Below are 25,337 nucleotides of genomic sequence, written 5' to 3'. Positions count from 1 at the left end.
TATGACTCTCTATTTCGTAGACGGCTCTATCCATGGAACAGTCATACCCGCATAATCAACAAAAACCTTTTCTCCAGCTTTATGAACCTGTCGCATGACGGGGCTGATTTGCTTGATATAACGCTTATAACGGTCACAAAACTGGCTATAACCCACACCATCTGGATGACATTCCCGGTATTCTCGCCACAGTACCATTAACGTCATCCCTTTTTTGCGCAGCTCCGCATGGATGCACTCCCAGTCCGGCAGAACACGCCGGGTTGAACTGGCTTTTGAAGGTAAAAACAAGCGCTCATACAGCTCCTGCTCACCCAGAGAAAGTGCCTCGGCTAAGGTTAGTCCAGCTAAACGTGCACGATATAGGTAGTTGGATACAGTTCCTGAACTGATATTGAGGCTTCGCCCAATGTCACGGTTACTGTGTCCTTGTTCATGCTGTCGAAATACTTCTTGAATTTTTCGCATACTTAATGGTCTCACGATAATCTCGCCTTGGATCACAAGACGAATAGTGTATAAAAATTGTCTTATCGTGAGTGTTGGTGGTGAGCAAATACGACCGGAATTGGTGGTCATTTCGCTACGGAATACACAGCTAGATTATTTTGAAAGCAAAAAATCAAATATTCTAGAGCTTCAAAAGCTCATTGACCAAACTGATGAGAAAATTGATAAAGCTGTTTATGAATTATATGGCCTTACTGGTGAGGAAATAAATTTAATTGAAAACACTTCAAAAATTTAATTAAGTACCGATTCACTATCAATATAAAAGTTGGCAATGATAAATCTCTTTTGTATGTTGATTAAAGGCGAATTATTGAGATTATATGTCCCAAATTGGCGTTGTTATTCTAGATTCTAGATTATGGAATAAATGAGGCTTATGATTCAATCGAAAGATTTCAACTATGCTGCAATATATTTAGTGAGTAATTTGATTAAAAAATGGTTTAATTCTCTCTGCCCCTAAATTGAAGAAAATAAATTTGTGTACCAAGTAAAATCAAAACTAATTAAACACCCATTGATTCAATGAGGTTTATCGTTGAAAATCATAACCATGCCAAATTCAATAAAGAATTTTATGAAAATAGATGTCATTAATACCCTAACAAAAAATTTTGAGATGCATGCCCAACAAACGGATGAAAGCGTTGAGTTTTGGTTAGCACGGGATTTACAACAGCTTCTTGGTTATGACGAGTGGAGAAATTTTACTAGGGTTCTTGAAAAAGCTAAAACGGCTTGTGAAATATCGGGACATAAGATTGCCGACCATTTTGTTAACGTCAACAAAATGGTTTCTCTTGGCTCAGGAAGTCAGCGGGAAGTTGATGACCTCATGTTAACGCGTTATGCGTGTTATCTTATTGCTCAAAATGGCGACCCTAAAAAACAAGAAATAGCTTTTGCTCAAACTTACTTTGCAATCCAAACACGGCGAGCGGAGCTAATTGAACAACGACTCCTTGAAGCTGAGCGCGTTTTAGCTCGCAAAAAATTATCGGAAACAGAGAAAGAGCTTTCTCAAGTTATCTATGAACAAACTGGAGGCAACCAAAACTTTGCTGTCATTCGTAGCAAAGGAGATCAGGCTCTGTTTAATAAATCAACACAAGCTATGAAGGCTCACTGGAAAGTACCTGAAAGTCGTCCTCTCGCTGACTTTGCCCCTACCATTATTTTAAAAGCAAAAGACTTTGCCACCGAAATTACTATTTTTAATGCAAGGGAGCATGGGATGAACACAGGAAACGAGATTTCTCGTGAGCATATCACCAATAACGAAGTAGTTCGTAAAACACTTCTAGAACGGGGTATCCGTCCAGAAACACTTGCCCCTGCAGAGGATGTTAAAAAAGTCGAACTTCGTTTAGCCTCGGAAGATAAAAAGTCTTTAAAAAAACCAGATGGGCTTTAAGTTTGTGATGCGTTTTTTAAAAGAAACGAAAGGCACAAGATGGTTACGAATTCAAACAAGGATATTCTAGGGAAATTAAGATGTTGGAATTAATCAAAAAATTTTTTTCAAAACAAAATGTAATAGTCCCGCCCTCTATAGCAAAAGAGGCTGAGCCATTACAACAAAACTCAGTTTTTAGAAATGAGGAAAAATTTTATATAAACGTTCCTTATTCGGAAAAAGATTTAGCAAAAGAGCTAGGAGCAAAATGGGATCCAATAAAAAAATCATGGTATGTTCCCCATGGACTCAATCAGAGTAATTTTGAAAAATGGACACCTCAAAATAATGCTAAAAATGCTGATGCCAATATCCGTTCAGTAGGATTTTTTATAGTTGAGTCTTTAGAATCATGTTGGAAATGTAAACAGGGTACACCAGTATTTGCTTTTCTTTTGCCTGAAAACCATCAAACAAAAGAATATGAGGATGAAGACGATGAAGAAAATGATAATATGATTTGGATCGATAGAAATTACAAATCAATCGTAAGCTTCGCTAGCTTTATGAATGAAAAATGTATAGAGATTATCCATAGATTTACTTCTTGCTACTATTTTGATTTTAGCAAGCAATCGTCTGAAAGTTACTACATGAATCACTGTAAAAATTGTAACAGTAAACTTGGTGATTTTTTCATGCATTCTGAGCCTGACGGTGCATTTCTACCCATGAGCAGTGAAACAGCAAAAGGTATAAAATTATACTGGTATAATGACGTATTTGAAGGCAGTGTAGGGACTTATTCTCTAGGTGTACATTATTTCGAAAATATGCAAATTTCTAAGTGAATAATAGATAGGAGAGTTGATCTATAGAAACCTCCCCGCTAACTGACTTGCCTAATATATAGTCGTGATTATGTAATTGCGGATCTCAGCAAAAAAGTGATTTCCTATTTAGACCAATGGCTCACGGGGGTACATTTGGGGGTATATTTTTATCAATCATAAAAATAACCCTTTAAATACAAGCCATTGATTATCCAATTAAATAGCCGCCACCCCCAATTAACCCATTGATTTATAATATATTTCCCAAATGCTGAACACTCACTTCTTGGAATCAATTTCCTCTTTCTATGTAACCCTTTAGCAAACTGATTAGATTTTTTAAAATGCCATATATGTACTATTACTTCATTCCATTTTAAATTTTTATCGAGTTACTTTTAATGTTGCAGCACGTACTGACCTAAAACCTAATCAAGTTCATTGACATTTTCCTATGAGTCGACAAAACTTGAAACCCTTTTCTCTACAAGGATGTTAGCTTGAATCATAAGTCGTCTAGGTGCAGGAGCAATATGACTAAAACACTACTTTGTTCCTTTTACAATAAGCCATGGCTTTTACTTTTTATTTTCATTCTTTTGTTTATGGTACAGTTGCATTCCTTACACGCCATGCAACCCCAACAGAATACGCCTGTGATACTGCAGGCTGCGAGGATTCTGGATGTTCGGAATGGTGTGTATCTCAAGGGCGCTGCAATCTGGATTGAAAATGAGCGTATAAAGGCTGTGGGCAGGACAGCCAATATTTTGAAATGGGCTCCAGCATCGGCGAGACACCTTGATTTGGGTAATGTGACGGTATTGCCAGGGCTTATTGATTGTCATACACATCTTTTGGCAAGAATTCCTGATGGAAATGATGGGTATGCAGAGAATCTTACGACCAAATCACTGGCGTATAGGGCTCTGGAAGGTGCTGCCAATGCACGGGCAACACTGGAAGCAGGATTTACAACCGTGCGGGATCTTGAAAATGAAGGTTCTGGATATGCTGATATTGCATTGCGCGATGCCATTAACGAAGGTCTCATTCCTGGTCCTCGTATCCAGGTGGCAACACGTGGTATTGCTGCTGTTGGCCAATATCATCCATTTGGTATTTCTCCTGATTTTGTCAGTTTTCCTATGGGAGCCCAGATGATAAGCGGTGTCGAAGAAGCTAGACGTGCAGTACGTGAACAGATTGGCCATGGTGCAGATATAATAAAAATATTTGCAGACTGGGATTATCCAACCCTTACCATAGTTGAAATGCAGGTTATTGTTGAGGAAGCCCATAAAGCCCGGCGCAAGGTAGCAGCCCATGCAACGACAGTTGAGGGAATACGCAATGCCTTGATAAGCGGCGTGGATTCCATAGAACATGGCAACCGGGCTGACCATAACAATCTGGAGATGATGAAACAAAAAAACGTTTACCTGGTTCCTACCCTGTCAGGTCTGGATGCCAAGATAGCCAAGGCACCTGCCTCTGATAAAATGCAGATGTTACTCAAAACAAAAAATCAGATGATGACTCTTGCAAGACAGATTGGAGTTAAAATAGCCAGTGGCTCCGATCCTACTTCTCTGGATCGCCATGGAAAAAATGCCGAAGAGCTTCTCTCCATGACACGCAGGGGCTTAAGCCCACTGGAAGCCATTCAGGCAGCTACAGTTTCTGCAGCAGCTTTGTTGGGTTGGTCTGATGATGTAGGGAGTATTGAGGTTGGTAAGTTTGCTGATTTAATAGCAGTCAGTGGTGATCCGCTTATGGATATATCAACCTTGCAACGGATCAAATTTGTCATGAAAGGCGGGCAAGCCATATCTCCGGATTCTTAAAACACTTGGCACTCGTTAGCCATCGGTTTTCATAAAAATGACCTTTAAGCACCCTGAGCTCTAATTTCGGATACCACTAAATATGGGGGGCGACAGTAGCAAGATCTGACCTTCTACCCTGTATGATCCTTTCTCCCAAGAAATGTTGGATGATTTAAATTACTCCGGCAAATTTGATCTAAATAGGCCATGTGTTAAAATTTTCATCAAATTTTTATTGCTTAACTTCATATCTATTAATTACATCAGGATTATCATGAAACGCATTCAAAATTATTCACAATCCATAGGGGGCAGATATCCTACAACAACAGGAAGATTAAAGCGTGTTATTGGGGGTGAGCAAGCAAGACCAAAAAAAGTTGCTTTACTTGGCGACTCTACTTTAGATAATGGCTATTGGGTCCAAAGTAAGAGCCAATATGCTGATAAAACGCATACGGTAACACATCAAACAGCGGTTGCTCTGGCTAACAATACAGAGAATACTCACTCATATGATATTGGTAATTTTGCGGTTGATGGTGCTACAACAGCTGATTTAAGACGCCAGTGCCGTTTAGATAAAGTTCTTCCCTCAGATCAAGACCACCCTTATGAAACAGTGCATCAGCTCAATGCAGTAAAAGATTGGCAACCTGATATTGCTGTATTAAGTGTAGGAGGGAATAATTACCGTGAAGCATTAATGGGCGTATTGCAAAGAAACCTAACGTATTTTCAATTGCTTTTTAGAATCACACCAGAACAGGCCAGACCTAGGATTAAGGAAGCCTTCAGCCAAGTTAAACTGACATTGTTAAAAGAATATAAAGCTATTATTGATGATTTGGTTAATGATAATCCTGGGCTTAATCGAATTGTATTATTATCACAATATTATCCTTCTATTACTGACTTTACCCCTTATTTTATTTACACAGGATTTTCTCATTTGGCACGCTCAAAAGGAGAAGGTCAAGCTCCATTTGCTGTAGTTGAAGAAACTATGAATGAGCTTTATCGAAGCGTTTTACAATACGCGGTTAATCAGAATAAAGAAGTGGTTTTTGTTGATGTTACCTCCTCATTGAATCCTTTGGGGGGAAATCACACCTCTCAAATAGAACCTAATGAACAAGGTTCTATAATCATGGGGAAACTTATCGCTGAAGCAGTTGAATATAATTTTCCTATTAATGGAGCTGCTGTCGATAAGAAACCGATTTCGATGCTTCGTATGAATCGAGATGAAGTAATACAGGCTGAGGTTTTGGACGATGAGAACATTCAAAATTTTGAAGTAAAAAAGATAGGCAGCTTTATTAGCGAGAATCGATATCGACATGTAGGATTATTTTTTTCTCCCTCATCTAGTTTGGGGGCGCGTTATGTCCACGGTTATGAACTGGTTATGGGGAAACAATTTGATACAGAATTTACAGGTTTATTTGCATTTGGATTACTCGACCTCAGCTTAGTTACGGTTATGGCATCTTATTTATGGCGAGTGGCTGTAAATGACACCATGCATATTTCTCTGAGAGTAACAACCGGTATTATTGCAGCTCCTATTTTGTTAAGTAAATTGGTTGTTGGGTTAGCAGTAATGTTAGCGCTTGCATTACCCATCTATGGATATCATTCAATTGTAAATTACTTTAGCGGGAATGCAGCTGAAAGAGAAGAAGCTGCTAATACAGAACACGTTGTCCCAACCATCTAATTGATGCATAAGGGCTCCCTAATTTTAGGGAGCATAATTCAATTAAATAACTTTAAGTTCATGAATAGGGGCAACTTTCGGGGCAACAAAAATTTTTATAAATTCAAATCTATTAAATAACAATAAGTTATCCTCGCTATTAAATAGCCGCCGCCCTCCTCCACCAATTATTCAAACTATTTCTGACCACCAAAGACCAACTGAAACCCTTATATATCAACGATCTTAGTCCGTCTTTTATTTGATTATATTGTCTTTTGTGGTTTTTTTTGCCTTAAAAATTACCTAAAATATGCCCAAAATTTTTGTCAGATCTTGCTCTTTGCCTTAATCCATAAAATAGCAAGATCTGACCCTCTGTCTTTTGCCTCTCCTTATTCGGCGGGCCTTTTGTTTGACTGGCAAATTAATCAGCCTTTGTAAGCCTGTCATACCATTAAGCTTGGTTCTTGTGATTGTTCGGCTTGAGAATGTTTTTGTTTGTTATTTAACAATATTTCATTGAGCAGCTTCCAGACTTCCGGTCTTAGAGAGATGCTGTTTTCAATTCTCATCTTTGTGATGGAGGTCTCTTTAAATGCACTGAAAATCTCTATTAATTCATCGTCGGTTTTTGAGCCGATATGATTAAATGAAAAATCCAGTGTTATCAAACCTTGTGGTAAAGCTTTTATGATTGCAACAATTTCTTGCACAGATTTCAAACCAAGCCTATTCCAGCTCAAATCCAACGAACGTAGGCCCTGTGGGAAAAGTTGCGTCATTGCAACGAGTTCTGCTCCGGTTCTGTCGCCGATGTTACTTTCTCTCAAATCCAACGAACTCGTATTCGGGTCAAGCTCTCTTAATTTTGTCAAAATGTGATCTTGTGTGCATTTAAAAAAATAAAAACGCATATTATATTTCCAAAGAATTTTAAATAATTGAACAAGCATCTGGTATTTCGTGTGTCTACTCAACCAGGAAATACATGACTAAATTGATTGTAAAATATGCTGGTCCATAATAAAAACCGTATTAAATACGGTATTTATAGTAAAAATAAGTGCCACTAAAGAGAGGTGATTTATCTATCAGAAGAATTATCAAGCAACACCACACAAGAGGCAAAGGGGCAAGATCTGACCCTCTATCGTGACCCTCTATCGGCTACTTCGGTGACCTTCTTTTATGCCTTCATAATCCGATTCGTGTTCCCTTACATCCATCTAAAATGTAAAGGAATAGGCAAAACTGACAAAATTCAGACAAAAAAACAACTTAGAGTATATAATTTAATCATATCCCTAAACTATTAGGTAAGATTATTATGCTTTCCAAGTTACTTCAAAGGAAGCCTAAACTTCCTCCCACAAAGCCAATGCCACGTCTTTCTAATTTTGCACATGGTGCATTACCTCGTAGTGGCATGGATAAATTCACCAGGGAAATAAATCAACTGATTGACCAGTATAACCAACAAGACAAAGATTCCGGTAAAATAGATACTCTAAAAGAAATACAAAAGAAAATACAAGAGGTAGATTATAAGTACAAACCAAGTCAAATAGCAGGTTCTCCCGGTTATCAAGCTGCTCATGATACATTATTTAAAGAGATACAATATCAACGAACAAGTCTGGGAATTTCTTCGTTTAGCTCTTCAAAAAAATCGTCCTCTTTGACTGAAGTGATTGCCAATATGTCTCCCGAGAAAATTAATCAACTTCTTGATATATTGAATAAAGGCAGGGCAGCATATCTTGATGTATTGAATAAAGGTAGGGCAGCAGATTTAGACACTGAACTCAAAGAACTCTATCCAGCAGCTGATAAGAGTGAAGAGGCAAACGCTTTTCGTCAATTTCTTAAAAATCATGAAATTAGTTTTTTGGGTGGAGGTAACTCTAAAAACTTCAAAGTTACACGACTCAAAGATGGCAGTGAATCCGTTTTAAAAGTAGATTACCGCCTCAATATGCCCAGAAATATTGAATCTCATTTACGAGAGAAACTGGGAGATAAATTTGCTCCAATAGATGCAGAGAGGACTGCTATAGGTAAAGATTATGATGGGGATCCTATACAGAGAACAATTCTTGTTACTGAATTTTGTAAAGGAGGCAGTGTTGATCAACAACGCGCACAACTCACTACTGTGCCTGAATTGGTAGAAAATACCGGTAAAATTTTTGAACAAATGTCAACTACTCTGTTGGAAATTCAAGAAGCAGGATGTATGTTTCCTGATGCAAAAATCACCAATTGGTTGGTCGATGAAGAGAATAAAATTCGTCTTGCGGATACCAAGAGTTTTCTATTTACAGATAAAGATGGACAGTACCGCCCTGGGATACCAGGAAATGAATACAGTGGAATGCTATCAACACCGGGGTTTCGTCCTCCCGAGTTAGGTGAGTATACATTAAGTGCAGATTCTGTTCATGCTTATATTTTGGGGAAAAATTTATACTATTATACCTCTGGTAAGCGCGCTAATGGAGATGATGGGGCACATTATAATTTTGATAGTGATGTTTTTAAGACGAAAGAAGGGGCAGATTACAAGGAACTAATTAAAGGATTAATCAAACCAGATCCTTCTGAACGCATGCCCATAAGGGAGGCGGTCGATCGATTGTTTATGATTAATAATCCAGAGTTTAAGAATGTTTTTACAGATCTTAAAAAATTAAAATTTAGTGAACATGATCAGGTAATGAATGATTATATTCGTGATAAGCAAAAACAAATTAATAGTGCGACAAATTCCGGTGAGCGTGACACTATTTTAAAAGAATTAGAAACTACTGTGAGTAGGTTAAAAGCGGACAAAGCATCTCAAGAAGTAAAAGAAGTAATTAATGGATTTAAAGAGAAGGCTGGATTCTTCACTGTAGGTATGAACGCCAAAGCAACCCGAATTGAAAATGAAATGAGTAAATTGTCCATAGAAGAACGATGTAATTTTTTTGGCTCGGCTAAATCAGAACACGTGTTGAAGGCTATTGCATCCCACCGTTATTGGGGATCGAGTGGAAAAACTTATCTCACTAAAGATGGAGCAATTGATCAGGATAAGGCAGCTCAAAGCTTTAAAGAGTTCAAGAGTAAATTTAAAACTCAAATGGATACCCCGAAACAGCAAAAAGATGAAGAACATGTTAAAAATGAAGAAAGATCATTTAAAATTTAACTCAAGGATATTAAACAATGAATTTTAATTTATTATGCTCCGAGATAGGAATCAATGCTGATCAATCCTTCTCAAATAATCTTGAACTTTTAAAGCAATGGTTTCATGAGCACGTGTCAACTGATATCGATTTCTCGGGAAATGAAACGGAACAGTTTGACCAATATCAAGAAGTTACAGAGTTATACCTGGATCTTATTTTACCCGAAACAACGCAGGATATTGGGAAATCAAATCCGCTCCTGGATGGAGAAAGTGTTATTTCTGCCCTCGCATCAATGGGTTTTGATCGTGTTCTGTTCTCTTTAAATCCACCACAATCTTTATTAAATGATAAAAATATAGATGGTTTAACTCCATTACATCTAGCCGCTCTTGAAGGTCATTTAAACACCATAAAAATCTTGCTTTCTATGGGGGCGGATACGCGTATCCTTAATAAGCAAAATCAATACCCATTGTTTAGTGCGCTCATTGTACCCGTCCTTCAGGATGCTCAGTTAAGGCAGAATAAAGTCAATATTTTTAATCTATTAAAAGATAAAGGAAATCAGTTTTTAAATCATCAAGATGATAATGGTAATACGGTGTTACATCAGATGGCACTTCAGGGTTTTGATGAGTTAATAAAAGAAACATTGGCAACCGATGGCGAGCTTGCTTACATCAAGAATAATCATACTCACTACCCCATACATACAGCAATTTTAAACAATAAATTTGAAAGTACCCTTCTTTTACTACAGGTTAAAGATGGAACTACCCTTACTGACATTAAGGGTTGCTCACCCTTACATTATGCTGCCCGTTACTCGAACCAGCCTCTTATTGAAGAATGTTGTAAATTGAGTATCAATAAAGATCCTCTTGATTTCCTTGGAAGAACACCTTTGATGCTCGCTGCTGAGTTGGGAAGGCTTTCTGCGGTGCAAACTCTTATTGCACACGGGGCCAGAACCGATTTAACTGACTCAGAAGGGTTTAGCGTGCTGCATTATGCAGTAAAATCGGGTAACTTAGCCTTAGTGCAATGGTTCATTGAGAATACTCACGTCGACATTAATGCAAAAGATAATCACGATAATACTCCGTTGCATCTTTGTAAAACAAATTTTAATGAGACGGAAAGTATGGAAAAAATAACCGCATTCTTGCTAGAACACGGAGCTATCCAACCTTCTGTATGCAATAACCCTTGAGTTTATAATGACGCTGATTGAAATTTATTTATCCTCTAAATGCCACATTCACCACTGAGGCTGATACAAATGGAATTTAGAGGCATTACCTAAACTTTTAGAAGTTTTTAAATTCGCCACCAGAATTTGAACGGCAAAGAAAATCGTTGAATCAAAGATAAACGCAGTGCATGTTAAACGTTTTTAACTCATTCAACGAGTGTTCCAAGTCAGAAAATCCGGTTATTTTGGTGAATAAGAAGAGCGCTGCTCCTCTTCGAGGGCCGCCTGCATGTTGTCGCGATACGAACTCTTTAAGCTGGATAAGCGTTGTAGTTCAGATTGGGCCTGGATTTTTGACATAGAGCCATCTTTTAACTGGCGTGATACCAATTCTTCTTGAGCAGTAAAATTTTGAAGAATTTTATGAAAATCTTGTGAGGTGAAATCGCTTTTTTGTTTTTTTGAAAACATGGTTCTCTCTTTTGGTGTGGTGTGAGAGTATATTATCCTTTGTCCTTTTTAAGATCAATCTGAAATGTTCTAAAGGTTCCAGGTCGATAAATGATTCCTTTATTCAATTGGAGATCAAACGGGTTATGGTGTTGGAACATGAATTTTGGCGTGTTGGAAGTTTATGGGAAATAAGGTAATTTCAGGGTTCATTACTTATTCTTTGATTCTCACCCCATTACTGATTAGGTTTCCGGGAAAAAGCACGACGTATTCTCCTTCCTTGATTCCGCTTGCCACAATTGCAGCATCCAAATTATGCCGTTTTATTTCAATTATTCGTTTGATGGCTTTGCCATGTTCAGCGACGAATACTGCCCACTGTTCAGAGTCTCGAAATAAAGCACTCATCGGCACTAGCAATTCTTTTTCTGATTCGTATATAAAAATATCGACATCAACCCGAAACTCATCCCCAAGATTGTTCCATTGTTCGTGAGGAGAGGTAATATCGATAATGACATTGACTCGTTGTTCCTCGACACCCAGAGCGGAAATTTTAGTATAGCCACTTGGCTCAACGGTGCGTACAGTCCCTGTTAAATCTTTAGGTCCGCCCCATCGTTTAATTAATACCTTTGCTTTATTGGGGATTTGAGCCGCATCGGTACTAAGGACATCCGCTACTATTTCCAGTTGGGTGACGTCAGCCAGCTCCATAATATTGGTGCCTATTTTGAGGGTACTTTCACTTTTTTGATTAATTCGTAATATCTTTCCCGAAATGGGAGCAAGAAGGTTAACTTTCTCTTGAGAGTACTTTTGATTCTCTGTTGTTGCGCTTAAAGACGCTTTAATTTTTTCAATATCATGTTCGGCGCTATGCACTTTTCGTTCGGCGGCATGCACGATTTTTTGTTTCAGCTTGTATTCTAATTCAGTATGTTCTATATCACTTGGACTGACGTATCCCTTCGCTACTAAAGATTTTTTTCTGTTAAAATCCGAAAGGGCTGTATCTAATGCTGCTTTGGCTTGTTCCAAAATGGCTTTCGCTTCCTCGTACTGGGCTTCGGCAGCGCCTAGCTCTTGTTCCAGTTGATCTTTGGCTCGCACATCCAGTAAAGAGGGTAAGGCCGGTAGAATGGTTGCCAGTATGTCATTCTGGTGTACCGAATCGCCTTCAAGGTAGTTGATTCGGAGTAATTTTCCCATCACCGGGGCGGTTATCGTGTATATTTTTATCGCTCGCGTCTTTGCATCTTCTTCGATGTATTCTGAATAGGGACCATAGCTCACTTCAGCCAGTTGCACCTTGATTGGTGTTGGCAAGATGAACCATAAAATAATGCCCAGACATAAGGCTGATACAATAAAAACCCCTAGGTATTTTTTCATTTTTGGATCAAGTACTGGCACTAATCACCTACTTTCAATACGGCAGTTAAATTGAGTTGTTGTACTCGTTTTTTAATAATCAACATACTGATGATGCTTGAAACCACTACTACAATTATGGATATTGCATAGGTTTTTGCTTCTATTATAAAAGGAATTTTAAACCAGTCAGTCTGCATTAACTCTAATATAGACCATGAAATCCAATATCCAAAGAGAATGCCCATAGGTATCGCTAAAAGTACTTCCAAAATAATGGTATAAAAGAGGATTTTAGACACTTCTTGCTCAGTGAAACCCAATACTCTTAATGTGGACAATTCCCAAGAACGCTCAGCCAGAATAATGATGGCATTGTTATAAACCACAGCAATCGCGATAACCAGTGCAAACCCGGTTAATATTGAAGTAAAAACCAGTATGTGTTTTGCAAAGGTTTCTTTAAATGTTTGCACAATAGAATTATTAAACGTTATCGAACTGACTTTAGGTATCTGCTTGATTTCCTTATATAACTGATTCATGTACTGAGGATCAATAGAAATGCCGGCACGATTTATCAGGTGATCTTCATTCTGAATTCGATTCATTAATCGAATATTCGTGTAGGCGAACATTCCTACATAATCATTTACTATTCCTTGAACTTCAAGCCGGGTTTTTGCTCTGTTTCCTTCAAGCATGTTGATGTGAATCCAATCCCCCAATCCTGCATGCAATCGCTCAGCCAAACCTTGGCTCAATACCAAGGCATGCTCTGGGATGGAAATTGGATTTTCATGATCATCGAGAATAACCTTTAATTTGGCGTCGGATGGGATGCCATATAATGCCGTTTGTTCCGAATAGTTTTGATGGCTTAATAAAGCTGGAGACAGGCGATATCCTTCCGAATTGAGAATCCCTTTGATATGTTTGAGTTCAATGAGCACATTATCTTGTACTTGTTGGGTGAATGACACGGTTGCATCGTTTTTCTGCGACATCAAAAATTGAATTTTGATTAAATAGTTAATGGCATCCTGCCAAAAGAGTCCCAAGATGACTATAGACATTGCTAAAGCAATGCCAACGGATGTGATAACAGTTCGCAGTAAATGTCTGAAGGTGTGGCGGTAAAACATTTTCGCGCTTGCCGAACAACGAGAGATAAAACCAATCTGCTCCAGGCGAAGTGTTCTATAGATAGGTGGAGCCGGCGGACGCATTGCTACCGCTGGAGCGAGATTCACCACTTGATGTATCGATCTTAAGGCTCCGGATCCCGCTGAAAATAAACTGACAAAAACGCCTATAATTGCGGCTTGTATTGAAAATGAATAATTGAAGATGGGAAATCGGAAGTATTCAGCATAGAGCTGAGTCATTAATTGACCAAACCAGGCTCCCAGGCTTATCCCCAGTATGGCTCCACAAAATACAATAACCAGAACGAGTTTTGCATAATAAAGGATGATTGACGTATTGGTATAACCGAGTGCTTTTAATAAAGCGATTTGTTCTCGTTGGTTTTGTACCAGTCTTCCTGTAACTAAATTTAATAAAAATGAAGCAACTATCAGGAAAATAGGTGGAATAACGGAGGCTATAATCTTTTGCTGCTTGATTTCATTGGTAACGAATCGATCCGATACTTGTTCTTTCCTGGGATAGGTAATTGATAAGCCGTAATCCAGGAATAATTGTTCCAGCTTGTTGCGCACTAGTTGTTCTGATGCATTGGGTGCCAAAGTTAAACTGATATCATTAAATCCTTCTTGCATTCCGAATGCAGCACTGAGTGCTTTGTGGTTCATCCAGAAAACCCCAAAATGTTTATTATCGGGGAGGAGATCTTCACCACGAATGGCATAAACGTATTCTGGAGATAAAACGATGCCTACAATGCGCAGAAGTTGACGATGACCGTTTAACAAGGCGTAAATGTGATCCCCGGGTTTTATTGAATGAGCTTCAGCAAAACCTTCATTAACCAGGATCTCATTCGTCTTGCCAGCCTCAAGAAAACGTCCTTTGCGTAAAAATAACTGATTCAAATGAGATGGTCTGGCGTCGGGTATGGATATAAAACGCCCGATAGCTGGTTCCTGTAACCAGGGCAAATCCAGAGTGACGTCTTCAACAATGCGTGTTTCCACTTGAGACACGCCAGGTATTTCTTCTATTCTTTTTTGCATGGAAACAGGCGCTCGTTTTAAACTCGCAAATACGTGGGCAAAATGATAATCGGAGTAAAACGTCTGTTGCGCCTGGGACAACGATTGATAGGTACTAAATGATGAAATTAAAACGCTAATCCCGCTACATACTACCAAAGCAATGGTAATAACCTGGCCTTTAAGCTTGAATAAATCACGAAATAATTTCTTATTTAAGCTCTTTACCATGATAAATCAGCGGCTTTTCGTTTGTTTTTGTTTTCGATAATTCCAGCGATTCGACCATCCGCGATATGGATTATCCGGTCCGCCATTTCACCAATCACTAAATTGTGGGTAATGATGACTACGGTTGTGTTGAGTTTTGTATTCGCAATCTCAAGGGTTTCCAATACGATTTTGCCCGTTTCACAATCAAGGGCTCCTGTGGGTTCATCACAGAGAAGTACATCGGGTTGTTTGGCTATGGCGCGGGCAATGGCCACTCGTTGCTGTTCACCTCCCGATAGTTGGGAAGGGAAGTGTGCTATTCGATGCTCCAGACCCAATAGTTTGATTGCCTCCAGGGGGTCCATGGGGCGCTCTGCAATCTCGGTAACGATTGATACGTTCTCCAAGGCTGTTAAATTGGAAATTAAATTATAAAATTGAAAGACAAATCCAATATGCTCACGTCGGTATCGCGTCAGCTCATGTTCACTTGACGCCGTGATGATGTGATCTTTGTAAATGACTTCTCCTGAAGTAGGTACATCAAGGCCTCCTATTATGTTAAGCAGCGTTGATTTACCGCTGCCCGAAGGCCCTAAAAGAACAACTAATTCACCTTGATATAATTCCAGATTAACCTGCTGCAATGCATGGATTTGTACTTCACCCATTTGGTAAGTTTTTGTCAGGTTATGTATTTTAAAGGCTGGTTGGCGCTTCATTATAACGTCCATTGTTCTGATGATGAGGCACATGCATTGGGCGAATCAGATTAAGTGTAACAACAAAATGCCCTAAGAGTAAGTTGCCTTCATATGGATGAAATCAGTTTGCTCTGTGGTGAGTTCAGATTGATTGATACTTTAAATCTGTTTTTGCCATACGAGCAGGCATTAAAAAATCGTTGCAATACAGAAGTATGCGGATAAGATATACCAACGTACAATAATACTACGGACACCAATGATTTTAATGTTTGCAATACCCAATTGCGATACTGTTAAAAAAGCTCGCAAATTCCTGGAACACAATAAAATTGATTACGAGTTTATTGATTTTAAAAAATCGCCACCAACAAAAGAACAAATCGAATCGTGGGGTGATTATGCTGGTGAACTCCCTATAAACAAAAAAGGAATGACCTACCGAAAATACAAAGAGCAGTTCGAGGCGTTGAATTTATCGGAAAAAATTAATTTTATTATAGCCAATCCATCCCTGATTAAGCGACCTGTTTTGGTCCAAAATGGCAAAACAATTGCATTGGGTTTTAATGAAGATCAGTATAGTGATTTTCTGAGAACACTGTGACATCAGGTATGTTGGCTGAGCTCTTCAATCTCGTGTGAATTAAGTACTATTTTAATTATAATTTCCTATTTTTATTCATTTAAGTCATAATGTATTCATATGGATTATTTTTGTCTCATTCTTTGTCTTTAATTTAGGAAAATTATGATGAATGAATCCGTTAGGAGATTTAGGTATGCATCCCAAAATAACAACCGCACAGAGAGAAATTGTTGAAGCCTTTAACACCAAGCCTAAAAATGGAATCCAAAAAATAAAAGATTTATTAGTGGGTGAGGAAGAGGTTCAGGTTGAAGAGGAAATCGCAGAGTTCTTTATAAAACAAAAACAAAATCTGGATTTAGAGGCTGTTGGTGATTATCTGAGTCTTCCAGATGCTGAAAGTCAGGCTGTTTTAAGTGCTTTTACTCCTAAGCTGGACTTTGGAGGGCAGAGTTTTATCACGGGTCTAAGAACGTTTTTAAAAGCCTTTAAATTGCCAGGGGAAGCTCAGAAAATCGGCAGGTTAGTTGAGAGTTTTAGCCAAACTTTTAGTGAGCAAAATCCAGGGGTATTCATTAATTCAGATGCCGCATATTTGCTATCGTTTCAAGCCATAATGCTCCATACCGATATGCACAATCCCAGTATTGCAGAAAAAAATAAAATGACATTTGAGGCGCTAGTTAAAAATGTAAGGGGTTGTAATGATGGACAAGATTTTGATAGGGCTTTTTTACAGGAAATGTATGATCAGCTTAAACGAGAACCTTTTGAGCTTAATTTCGTAAAAATGAACCCTGGGTATGAATTTCATTCCAGCATTCTTGGTGATGACCCTACTTTTATCAAACTGGATTCATTGCTTCAGTCTACCGCGAATCCTAAAGGTGTATTTCCACACGTTAGTGCGGATGTTAAGGCCTCTGTGGATAAACCCAGCTCATGGCTTAATGTGTTTACAGGCTATGAAGGTACGCTAACCTTAACGGATGATAGTGCGAAAGCATCAGCTACAATTCAGGTATATAAACCGGGTATCTTGTCTAAATGGTTATTTGGAGAACAACCCAGAATCATCATACAACCGGTGAAGCAAGATGGAATTGAGCATCGGGCGTCAATCGATTTGGCGGCCAAAATAGCAGCTGATTTTCAATCACCAGTGAGCAGTATTAAGGCTACCTATAATAATGATCTGGTTGATTTAATTGACGCCTATGATGCCAGTAAATCTGCTCTCAAAACCGAAGCTTCCAAAGCCTTTGCAAGTACCTGGAAAAGCGAAATAGGAGAAGAACGAGAGGCAATAAAACAGGACGACTCTCAACGCACTCAGATGCAACTTAAATAGAGGCGGGTAGCTATAAGCTGTTTATGAGGACAGGCTCCTCATTCATTCATGTGTGTTAAAAATAATACTGTCTGGAAGCGGTCATTGAAGCGCAGGTTATTCAGAATATTGAATGATGGCTGCTTTAACATCCTGTTCCTGAACGGAGGATGTTCAGGATGTGACACTATTCAGTATCGAATCTGAATAATCATATCGTATTTAAAAGGACAGTAGACAGGATATCTGGTTTCGGTGGTGAACATTGTTCAACGAATTTCTGGTGCAGCCACTTCCTTCTTATATTGGAGAGTGGCTCTTAATCGCTCAATCAATCGACGTTGTTGCCTTATGTTGCGATCTGGATAGATTATCTGGGTTTTGTTTTGTTTTCGGGGAATACTTCATCGAACATCGCAGCCCCACCCGCTGCAATATTCGCCAGTGCATTATGCATTTCAGTGCTCTGATCTCCCGTTTTTGCGCCAAAAAAACTATTTGCACGGTTGGTTGCATTTTCTATTGGCCTACGATTTTTACCTATCTCATGAGCGCCATAAAGAAATGCGACAGTACCGAGAATTGTTGCTGAAAGACCCAGTCGAGTATCTGCCCAGTAGAGTGGTGCCAAGAGCATGTTAGCCAGACTAAGTAATGTTCCTGCTTTTCCAACTTCATCTGTTGATATGTTACCTCGTGGCATAATGACTCCCTGTATTATTATTTGATCCTCAGAATATTTGAGGGGCTGTTAAATTGCAAGTTTTATCAATGTGATGCGTTTTTGGATATATTCGAACTCGGTTCATCATTGCAATCCACAGGCCTGCGGTTTATGGATTCCATCCCCTTTATCATTAGCAGGGCGTCTCGGGGTGAAGGCAAATAAGGTTCCGGGTTGACCGTGGATTGGACTGGATTCTTGTGGTTTCGTTAAACTTGCATCGGGCCGCGATCGATAATTCAAACTGTTTAGAATGTTCGTAGTGGTATCATCAGATGCAGGAGATGCCTTTGTATTATGGGCTTTTGCAGACACAATGTTCTGATGCTTAAAACGATATAAGTTGGCCAATACAATGGTGGATTCAAGCACCATCAATGCAACACCCAGAACAGGGTTCAAGGCAAAACCTACGGCAACAAACAATCCTGCTGCAACCGCGGTAATTCCTGAATTATAGGCCAGGCTTATAAACAGGTTTTGAAAAATATTATCTTTGGTTTTTTTAGCCACATCAAATGCTGAAGCAATAGGGAATAAGACACCTTGTTGGACTACTATGCCAGCATGTTGCTGCGTAGCGGCATCACCGATACTGGATTGAACTGCAATGCCTATGTTAGAGTAAGCAATCGCTGTAAGATCATTCGCGGCATCACCTACCATCGCGACTTTTTTGCCTGTTGCCTGCAGTTTTTGAATGTAGTCTGATTTTGATTGTTCATTGGGATGAGTCATCACTCCGACTGCATTCGCAGCAATATTCGTTTTGGGGATCCCCAACAAAGTAGCATATCGCTCTGCTGTTACCCTGTCGGCACCGGTACAAATATGTACCGTTTTGCCAAGGCGTTTTAACTGGTTGACTGTTGCTATAGCATCTGGACGCAAAGGGTCGGTTAAGGCAATTTGACCGATTACTGCACTGCCACGCACAATATAAATAGAACCGTTGTCAGGATTATCAAAAGGCTTGTTGAATTGAGATATTCCATTGGCACTGAGCATGTCTTTATTACCAATGAGGAAGGATTCACCATTAATTATCCCTTTTATTCCGGAGTGATGGCTTTTATCAACGGAAGTAATTTCTAAAGATTCACCTGGGACTATGCCTTGACTATGGATATGCGATTTAATAACTTTAGCTGCAGGGTGATCGGATTCGGCTTCTAATAATGCGACATGGCCCAAAAGTGTTTCATCGGAAATACGCAAGGACTCCACAGCAATCTTGCCTTCGGTAAGAGTTCCATTCAGATCAAAAACAATGCTGTCTATATCTGAAGTCGCTTGCAAGGCTTTTCCATTTTTAAAATGAATCCCTTGCTCAGAAGCTTTTTTCATACCAATTTTAACCGCCATGGGAGTTATCAGGCTTAAAGCGCAGGGACATGCGCTGACAAGAACAGAGATAACGCATTGGAGTGCAATCGCGGGGGTAAATAATGTTCCGATGACAATGCCGGATACCAGGGCAACGCCGAGTAAGCCAGGGATGAAATAGTATATGACTTGATCAGCAAACAGCTCAACCGGTGCTTTCTCATGGTTCGCTTTACTGATATTTTTTGCGATTAATGAGAGATGAGAATTTTGATAGGTTTTGGAAACACGTAGTTCCAATGAGGGAATATGGTCTGCCAGGCGCATGCCTGATTTAACTTCATCACCGGCTTTAAAAGTGCGGAGGTTGGGGGAGCCATCGACTCGTGTGGTATAAAGAAGCGCATCCTGTGTTAACACACCATCGACGGGAATTACCTCTCCCTTTTTCACTGTAATAATATCGTTGGGAATTAATTGCTTGACTGAAATTTCCTTATCCGTTTCTCCTTTTAATTGTACGAATGGAGGCACGCAATCGCGAACATCCAGTTTTTTATTGATTTTATCGATTAGGGTATGCTCAATTCCTTCACCTAAATGCCAAAAGCCTAAAACTAATGGGGCTGCCTCAAACATCATCGGTAATCCGGGGACAAACATACTGGCTAAAGAGACGCCCACAATGGTCAAAGTACTTATAGCGTATAAAGTCGTAGTATCCCAATTTAAACTCTGCAAGGTATGCCAGGCTGATTGATAAACAGTGCGACCTAAATAGAAGGTCATTAGTGTAGTAAGCCCGGTTATGACGTAATAGGCCATCATTGGTATATTAAAACTTGCAATAGAGAGGGCAAGTAATCCTATACCCCAAATTAATCCCAACGTTGCTTTCAGCCAATGATTGTCATGGTGATCATGATCGTGGCTATGCCCATGGTGATGACCGTGGTGGTGATTATGGGCGTGGGGTTGCTTGGCCTTTTTCTCGTGTTTTTTAGAATGCTTGGAATGTAATGTTTGTGGAGAATGTGTGTGATCTTTATGTTTTATTTTATTTTCATGCCAAACGGCTTCTGACTCGAACAATTCACTTAAGGTGATTTCTTCTGCCAATAAAAGTTGGTTTACCTGATTTTGAATGGCCTTTTGGTCTTTGGAGGAACTCAATAAACTGATGCTTTTGTTAGTATCAGTGACATTGATTGCAATACGCACTACCTCTAATTCTTGCGCTTCAGTTAAAATTCGTTCAATTTTTTGGGGATTGGGAAGTTGGGTATCATCAGAAAGATGGAATCTATAGTTATAATAATACATTGGTTTCCTCTATTTAAATGATTAAAGCGATGTTAAAGGGCACCGTGATCGCTTTAAGTGCATATCAATCTCCAAAGAAGTGTTATAATATAACACTCAATTGTTGAAGAGCAAGTAAGATTAAATAATTTTTAGACACAATATTGAATTTATGTAACCCAATGGTTTTCTTGAATTGATAATTTTTCATTGAAATTATGATAAAATAGTGCGTTCAAATGATTAAACGTAAAGATGGCTAATGAAACATAATTTGTTGGATAGAGCATATAAGCATTGTATGAGCCATGGTTACCGATTTACAGAGCCAAGAGAGCGCGTTCTTAAAATATTGGTTGATGAGAGAAAACCCCTCGGAGCTTACGAAATATTGCAGCGCTTGTCTTTGGAAATTGAGAATCCCAAGCCGCCTACAGTCTATCGTGCGATTCAGTTTTGGCATCAGGAGGGATTTATTCACTGTATTGACAGCCTTAAGTCTTATGTCGCCTGTTTGCATGGTCATCACGTGGGGCAGTCCCAATTTCTTATCTGTAATCAATGTGATTTTGTTAAAGAATTGGAATGCGTTATCGATTTTACTTCTGTAACTGAATCGGCTAACGCCATTCAGTTTTCAATTATCAATTGCACTGTAGAAATTAAAGGTCTTTGTGCCGAGTGCACTCTATCGAAACTTAAGAATTAGATTCAAATCACATAAATTTGGATGATTCGCGATTTGCAGTGCAAATCCAAACACGCCTTTATATTAAAAAGTTGTATTAGCGTTCATCGGTGAATCATTTTAAATATCCCTGTAGTATATTATGATGTTAACAGCATGAGCGGCAAAGAACTTATCTTTTTATTAAGGACAAGCATGGGATTTAAAGGGATTTTGCTTTTTTTTATATTAGGCAGCGTAATTTATTTTTTTCTCCACCAATCGCCTGCTCATCATATAGGCCCGGTTTTAAATTCTACCGTTCTTGCTTTTGACTATGACGGCAGGCATAGCACTGTCACACCTCAAAGCTTGATTGATGGTGACGCGCTGATTTTTTTAAAAGTAGTGCCCAATGATAATAAGCTGGATATTGTGAGCTCGCTAAAACAGCTCCAGGATTATGATAGTAATAAGAATGGATATATTGCTTTGGATAGTCCGGATTTTAAAGATTATTATTTTGGGCGTTATTTGCAATACAAAGACGTTCTGGAATACCGCCAACTGAATCAATTAGGTATTGGAGGCATTGCTCTCCAGTACACTGGTAATCAAGTGACCTCGGCACAAGTGATTTTATCGGATAATACTCGTCGTAATCTGTCGAAGGTGAAAATTATTAGCGATGTTTTAGAGCGTGTCCATTTGAAAGAATGTGATGAACAATGCGATCTGCCTCAATAGGATGATCTATTCATCAAGGGTTGTCTTAATATCTGGGTAACCTTGATTCATAACAGATCATCACGTTTTATGATTGAAGAGGGTTCGTCTGAATGTCGTAGTTTGTTTATTCATTCCAAATTGAATCACTCAAGTGCTCATCCATACTTTTTCCAGGCGCGCACTCTTTAGAAAAATAGCCATCACTTCGGGTCAAATAATGATTTTTATAGTACTCAAGGGCATTTTTTTTGGCGATGGGCTCTGGCACACCAAGTAGCCTTGCTGTTCGGTAATTCCTTTGCACGGCCTGACATTCTGTTTTGGCTTCATTGTACTCACCACGGGCATGCATGCTTTCGTGAGTCAGAATGTTCAGGCTGATGATTTCTTCTGGACTTGCATGATCCGGATGGGAACGATAGTCCATTAGAATCGAACACCTGGGGTATTGAATGACTATATGCCCTGTTTTGGGATCCGTATGGCCTCCTACCCGGGGATCTTCATCGAATAGAGTATCAAACAAGGTGTTACAATGTACCTTTACGAGATGATTGTCGGCTAATTGACTGGCTATGGCAGTCAATAGTCGTTCTGTTCTCCAGTGTTGAACAGGTGCCCATGCAAATGCGAATGCTAACAGCAATAATACAGTGACATAAGGTTTGAAAACGGGCATGTGACCGTTCAATTCGCGGTAAATTAACCAACAAAAAAAGAGGGAAACCAGGATCCAAAGCATCATGCTCTCTTAGGAAGTAGTTACGAGATGTATCAGTGAAGTGTCGACTGAACGATACATTATCAAGTATTAAAACACTATTCTATGGAAACAGGTTAAAAAATAGTGCTGTTATATGGACTTAATATTTTAATGAGATGAAGCTGGGCCAAAATGACCCAGCTCGGAATTATCCCTTTAATCAGGATAAAGAGGGTTTAGAGCGGGAACCAAATAGACCTGAAAATTTAAAATCATTGGTTTTTTCAACAATCATGGAGGCGATGTCATCTAATCGTTGAACCATGTTTTGAATTTCTTCCATGACTGCTTCATCGCGTGCGAGTAGTCGATCCAATAGTTCTTTAAGTCCTTGTTCGTCATTATTAAATCCACTGTACTCTGGATTACTGATTATGAAGGCATCAATGATGAGACCGGTCTTCAAGTTGATGTTCAATGAAAGTACCATATCAGTGAGCATAATGTCTTCTTTTAGGGTTGCCTCGGGCAGCTTGGAGAGATCAATCTTAACTGAAATTAAGGCAGTGAGACTGGTGTAATTGTCTTCACTGTCTTTGTTTGTTGACGTGATTACTGCTTTGATGGATGCTGCATCACCATATTCTTCTTCAGTGTATTCTTTAGCGAGCGTTTCTATTATCTGAACTGCCAGGGGAATCATAGTGTTGATTTGATCCTGCGGCAGTAGTTTGGTGAAATCAACTCCAAGTGAGCCTCTGATCACAGTAGTAGGATTGGTTCCATCTCCATAATTGTAGGCGAGATTATCGAGTTTTAATTCGAATACATTTTGAGAGCCTTTTTTTTGATAAAATGAATTCAGGGCAACTTTGGATGCATGTTCCTGAGTCGTTTCTATTTCCTTGAATGCGAGCTGTGCGGTGGTTGATTCATTTTGGACGGGGCTTAGAATTTTGACTACGTGCGAATTGAGTTGGTCGAGCACATTGTCTGCAAAAGCATTCACTGCAAGAGTAAGACCGAGACCTAAAGAAAGAACGAATTTTTTCATGAATACCTCCTGTAATTTATTTGAGTTGAGTTATGAGTAAAGAGGGCTTGGGTTATAGTGCAACTGTCAACAGCCCCTTATATCATTTAAAAAACAGCGAGGGCATAGTGTCACTTTTGCCTTTCCATGTACAGAGAATCCGATCTAAAAATATATCCTGAAAAGAGCTACTAAAATCAGTGCAATTATTAAATAATGGTATTTAAACAGAGACGGTTTCAAATGCATTATGAACAAGGGATATAAAATTATTTTATGGACATAAAATTATCTTTGCCAAAGAGAACACGTTTAAAAAGAATGAGTTTCATTCTATGTCTCTTTTCTTGTGTCTTGAGTTCATTGACTTGTTTTGCATCCAATAGTGATGCCGAAATAGCTAAAAAAATCGCTGCTATCGAGAAAAAATCGAATTCGATAATGGGGATCACTGCCATCTATATAGAGAAAAATAAGGTAGTATCCCACAATAGTACGAAACGCTTTTTTATGGCAAGTACTATCAAGTTACCTATTGCGATGGCCTTTTTACACCGAGTTGACCAAAAAAAAGACTCTCTAAATCGAATAGTGAAGCTTGGACTGAGTAATGCCGTGCCAGGTTCCGGAGCGTTGCATCATGCATGTGAGCGAAAAAAAATCAGCATGTCAATGCAGCAAATTCTAAAGTATATGCTTGCTAATAGTGATAACAGCGCAAGCGACACCATTTTGCATACTGTGAATGGTCCAGAATATGTTACGAAACGCATGTATGAACTTGGATTCAAGAATATACTAATAAATCGTTCCATTCTCGAGATGTTTATGGATACGAACCATGTGGATCATTCGCTAATGGAAACACCTCGTTCTGTTTATTCCTGGAAAAAAATATTTAATAGTATTCCTCTCAAGAATAAAATGTTGGCTTGGAAGCGTTTTGAGAATGACAAACGGGATACGACCACACCGGATGAAATGGCAAAATTGCTGGTAAAGCTTTATAAAAAAGAAGCTCTGTCTGAATCGAGCACACAAATACTCATCAATATTATGGAACAATGCAGAACAGGACGAAGCAGAATCAAAGGATTATTGCCTGGTAATGTCAAAGTGGCGCACAAGACAGGAACCTGGGCAATTGATGAACAAGACTATTTAAAATATCCTGGCTCTAAAAAACTGTTCCGTTTTGCCAGTGACGTTGGGATCATCACACTGCCTAATAATAAAGGACACATTGCCATCGCAGTATATGTGAAATCGCAGGCAGCCAGTGATTATTCACGAAGTCGTGCTATCGCCCAGGCCAGCCGAGCGATTTATGATCATTTTATGAAACTGGCTCATAAATAAGCAG

Annotated in this window: 22 protein-coding genes; 12 read left to right on the top strand and 10 right to left on the bottom strand. The window is 39.0% G+C overall.

Translation table 11 applies throughout. The annotated features are described in order from the left end of the window. Positions 1–9 precede the first annotated feature (9 nt). Positions 10–468 (bottom strand): sigma factor-like helix-turn-helix DNA-binding protein, encoded by a 459-nt coding sequence (locus G543_RS0115860; protein ID WP_028385398.1) that lies wholly within the window; start codon positions 466–468, stop codon positions 10–12. A gap of 46 nt (positions 469–514) precedes the next feature. Here G543_RS0115860 and G543_RS18160 point away from each other — a divergent pair, with 46 nt between their 5' ends. From G543_RS18160 to G543_RS0115835, 5 genes are all read left to right on the top strand, one after another. Continuing rightward, on the top strand, positions 515–748 hold the full coding sequence (locus G543_RS18160; protein WP_133141326.1) for a hypothetical protein: 234 nt from the start codon (positions 515–517) through the stop codon (positions 746–748). Positions 749–1,090: 342 nt separating this feature from the next. Further along, entirely contained in the window at positions 1,091–1,927 is an 837-nt protein-coding gene (gene dinD / locus G543_RS0115850) for a DNA damage-inducible protein D (RefSeq protein ID WP_028385397.1), read from the top strand. 80 nt (positions 1,928–2,007) lie between these two features. After that, positions 2,008–2,760: a DUF5710 domain-containing protein gene (locus G543_RS0115845; protein ID WP_051190751.1), complete on the top strand. Its 753-nt coding sequence runs from the start codon at positions 2,008–2,010 to the stop codon at positions 2,758–2,760. A 515-nt stretch (positions 2,761–3,275) separates the two neighbouring features. Further along, positions 3,276–4,589, top strand: coding sequence for an amidohydrolase family protein (locus G543_RS18155; protein WP_081675698.1), 1,314 nt, complete (start codon positions 3,276–3,278; stop codon positions 4,587–4,589). Positions 4,590–4,731: 142 nt separating this feature from the next. Next, positions 4,732–6,294, top strand: coding sequence for an SGNH/GDSL hydrolase family protein (locus tag G543_RS0115835; protein ID WP_238584718.1), 1,563 nt, complete (start codon positions 4,732–4,734; stop codon positions 6,292–6,294). A 428-nt stretch (positions 6,295–6,722) separates the two neighbouring features. Here G543_RS0115835 and G543_RS0115830 read toward each other — a convergent pair whose 3' ends face one another. Then, positions 6,723–7,190, bottom strand: a complete 468-nt coding sequence (locus G543_RS0115830; RefSeq protein WP_028385394.1) for a leucine-rich repeat domain-containing protein — start codon at positions 7,188–7,190, stop codon at positions 6,723–6,725. 413 nt (positions 7,191–7,603) lie between these two features. On the opposite strand from G543_RS0115830, the gene G543_RS0115825 reads away from it, so the two are divergent. Together G543_RS0115825 and G543_RS0115820 are read left to right on the top strand one after the other, a co-directional pair. After that, positions 7,604–9,469, top strand: a complete 1,866-nt coding sequence (locus tag G543_RS0115825; RefSeq protein ID WP_081675697.1) for a protein kinase domain-containing protein — start codon at positions 7,604–7,606, stop codon at positions 9,467–9,469. A gap of 17 nt (positions 9,470–9,486) precedes the next feature. Next, positions 9,487–10,668, top strand: coding sequence for an ankyrin repeat domain-containing protein (locus G543_RS0115820; RefSeq protein ID WP_028385392.1), 1,182 nt, complete (start codon positions 9,487–9,489; stop codon positions 10,666–10,668). A 222-nt stretch (positions 10,669–10,890) separates the two neighbouring features. Here G543_RS0115820 and G543_RS0115815 read toward each other — a convergent pair whose 3' ends face one another. The 4 genes from G543_RS0115815 to G543_RS0115800 form a co-directional block, all read right to left on the bottom strand. After that, positions 10,891–11,121: a hypothetical protein gene (locus G543_RS0115815; RefSeq protein WP_028385391.1), complete on the bottom strand. Its 231-nt coding sequence runs from the start codon at positions 11,119–11,121 to the stop codon at positions 10,891–10,893. A gap of 195 nt (positions 11,122–11,316) precedes the next feature. Then, positions 11,317–12,498 (bottom strand): efflux RND transporter periplasmic adaptor subunit, encoded by a 1,182-nt coding sequence (locus G543_RS0115810; RefSeq protein ID WP_115343576.1) that lies wholly within the window; start codon positions 12,496–12,498, stop codon positions 11,317–11,319. A 20-nt stretch (positions 12,499–12,518) separates the two neighbouring features. Next, the gene (locus tag G543_RS0115805) at positions 12,519–14,885 is read right to left on the bottom strand and encodes an ABC transporter permease (RefSeq protein WP_028385389.1); all 2,367 of its coding nucleotides are present in this window, start codon (positions 14,883–14,885) and stop codon (positions 12,519–12,521) included. Further along, positions 14,879–15,589, bottom strand: a complete 711-nt coding sequence (locus G543_RS0115800; protein WP_028385388.1) for an ABC transporter ATP-binding protein — start codon at positions 15,587–15,589, stop codon at positions 14,879–14,881. Before G543_RS0115800 ends, G543_RS0115805 begins: the two co-directional genes overlap by 7 nt. 241 nt (positions 15,590–15,830) lie before the next feature. Between G543_RS0115800 and G543_RS0115795 the strand changes: the two genes are divergently transcribed. Together G543_RS0115795 and ralF are read left to right on the top strand one after the other, a co-directional pair. After that, positions 15,831–16,178, top strand: coding sequence for an arsenate reductase family protein (locus G543_RS0115795; protein ID WP_028385387.1), 348 nt, complete (start codon positions 15,831–15,833; stop codon positions 16,176–16,178). Between the two features lie 151 nt (positions 16,179–16,329). Then, complete coding sequence (gene ralF, locus G543_RS0115790) at positions 16,330–17,511, top strand: T4SS guanine nucleotide exchange effector RalF (protein WP_242602572.1); 1,182 nt, start codon at positions 16,330–16,332, stop codon at positions 17,509–17,511. Between the two features lie 349 nt (positions 17,512–17,860). Here ralF and G543_RS0115785 read toward each other — a convergent pair whose 3' ends face one another. Both G543_RS0115785 and G543_RS0115780 read right to left on the bottom strand, forming a co-directional pair. Then, positions 17,861–18,193, bottom strand: a complete 333-nt coding sequence (locus tag G543_RS0115785) for a hypothetical protein (protein WP_028385385.1) — start codon at positions 18,191–18,193, stop codon at positions 17,861–17,863. A 105-nt stretch (positions 18,194–18,298) separates the two neighbouring features. Further along, complete coding sequence (locus G543_RS0115780) at positions 18,299–20,863, bottom strand: heavy metal translocating P-type ATPase (RefSeq protein WP_028385384.1); 2,565 nt, start codon at positions 20,861–20,863, stop codon at positions 18,299–18,301. Between the two features lie 241 nt (positions 20,864–21,104). Here G543_RS0115780 and G543_RS0115775 point away from each other — a divergent pair, with 241 nt between their 5' ends. After that, positions 21,105–21,551: a Fur family transcriptional regulator gene (locus G543_RS0115775; protein WP_028385383.1), complete on the top strand. Its 447-nt coding sequence runs from the start codon at positions 21,105–21,107 to the stop codon at positions 21,549–21,551. Positions 21,552–21,686: 135 nt separating this feature from the next. Beyond that, positions 21,687–22,256, top strand: coding sequence for a hypothetical protein (locus G543_RS0115770; RefSeq protein ID WP_133141324.1), 570 nt, complete (start codon positions 21,687–21,689; stop codon positions 22,254–22,256). A 106-nt stretch (positions 22,257–22,362) separates the two neighbouring features. Here G543_RS0115770 and G543_RS0115765 read toward each other — a convergent pair whose 3' ends face one another. After that, on the bottom strand, positions 22,363–22,917 hold the full coding sequence (locus G543_RS0115765; protein WP_238584719.1) for a hypothetical protein: 555 nt from the start codon (positions 22,915–22,917) through the stop codon (positions 22,363–22,365). 244 nt (positions 22,918–23,161) lie between these two features. Next, positions 23,162–23,995 (bottom strand): hypothetical protein, encoded by an 834-nt coding sequence (locus G543_RS0115760; RefSeq protein WP_028385380.1) that lies wholly within the window; start codon positions 23,993–23,995, stop codon positions 23,162–23,164. A 255-nt stretch (positions 23,996–24,250) separates the two neighbouring features. On the opposite strand from G543_RS0115760, the gene bla reads away from it, so the two are divergent. Then, positions 24,251–25,333 (top strand): class A beta-lactamase, encoded by a 1,083-nt coding sequence (bla, locus tag G543_RS0115755; RefSeq protein WP_051190750.1) that lies wholly within the window; start codon positions 24,251–24,253, stop codon positions 25,331–25,333. Positions 25,334–25,337 lie beyond the last annotated feature (4 nt).

This window comes from Legionella moravica DSM 19234, assembly GCF_000423305.1.
GTDB lineage: Bacteria > Pseudomonadota > Gammaproteobacteria > Legionellales > Legionellaceae > Legionella > Legionella moravica.
The sequence above is the reverse complement of the archived record's forward strand: the minus strand, read 5'-3'. Positions and strand labels throughout refer to the sequence as shown.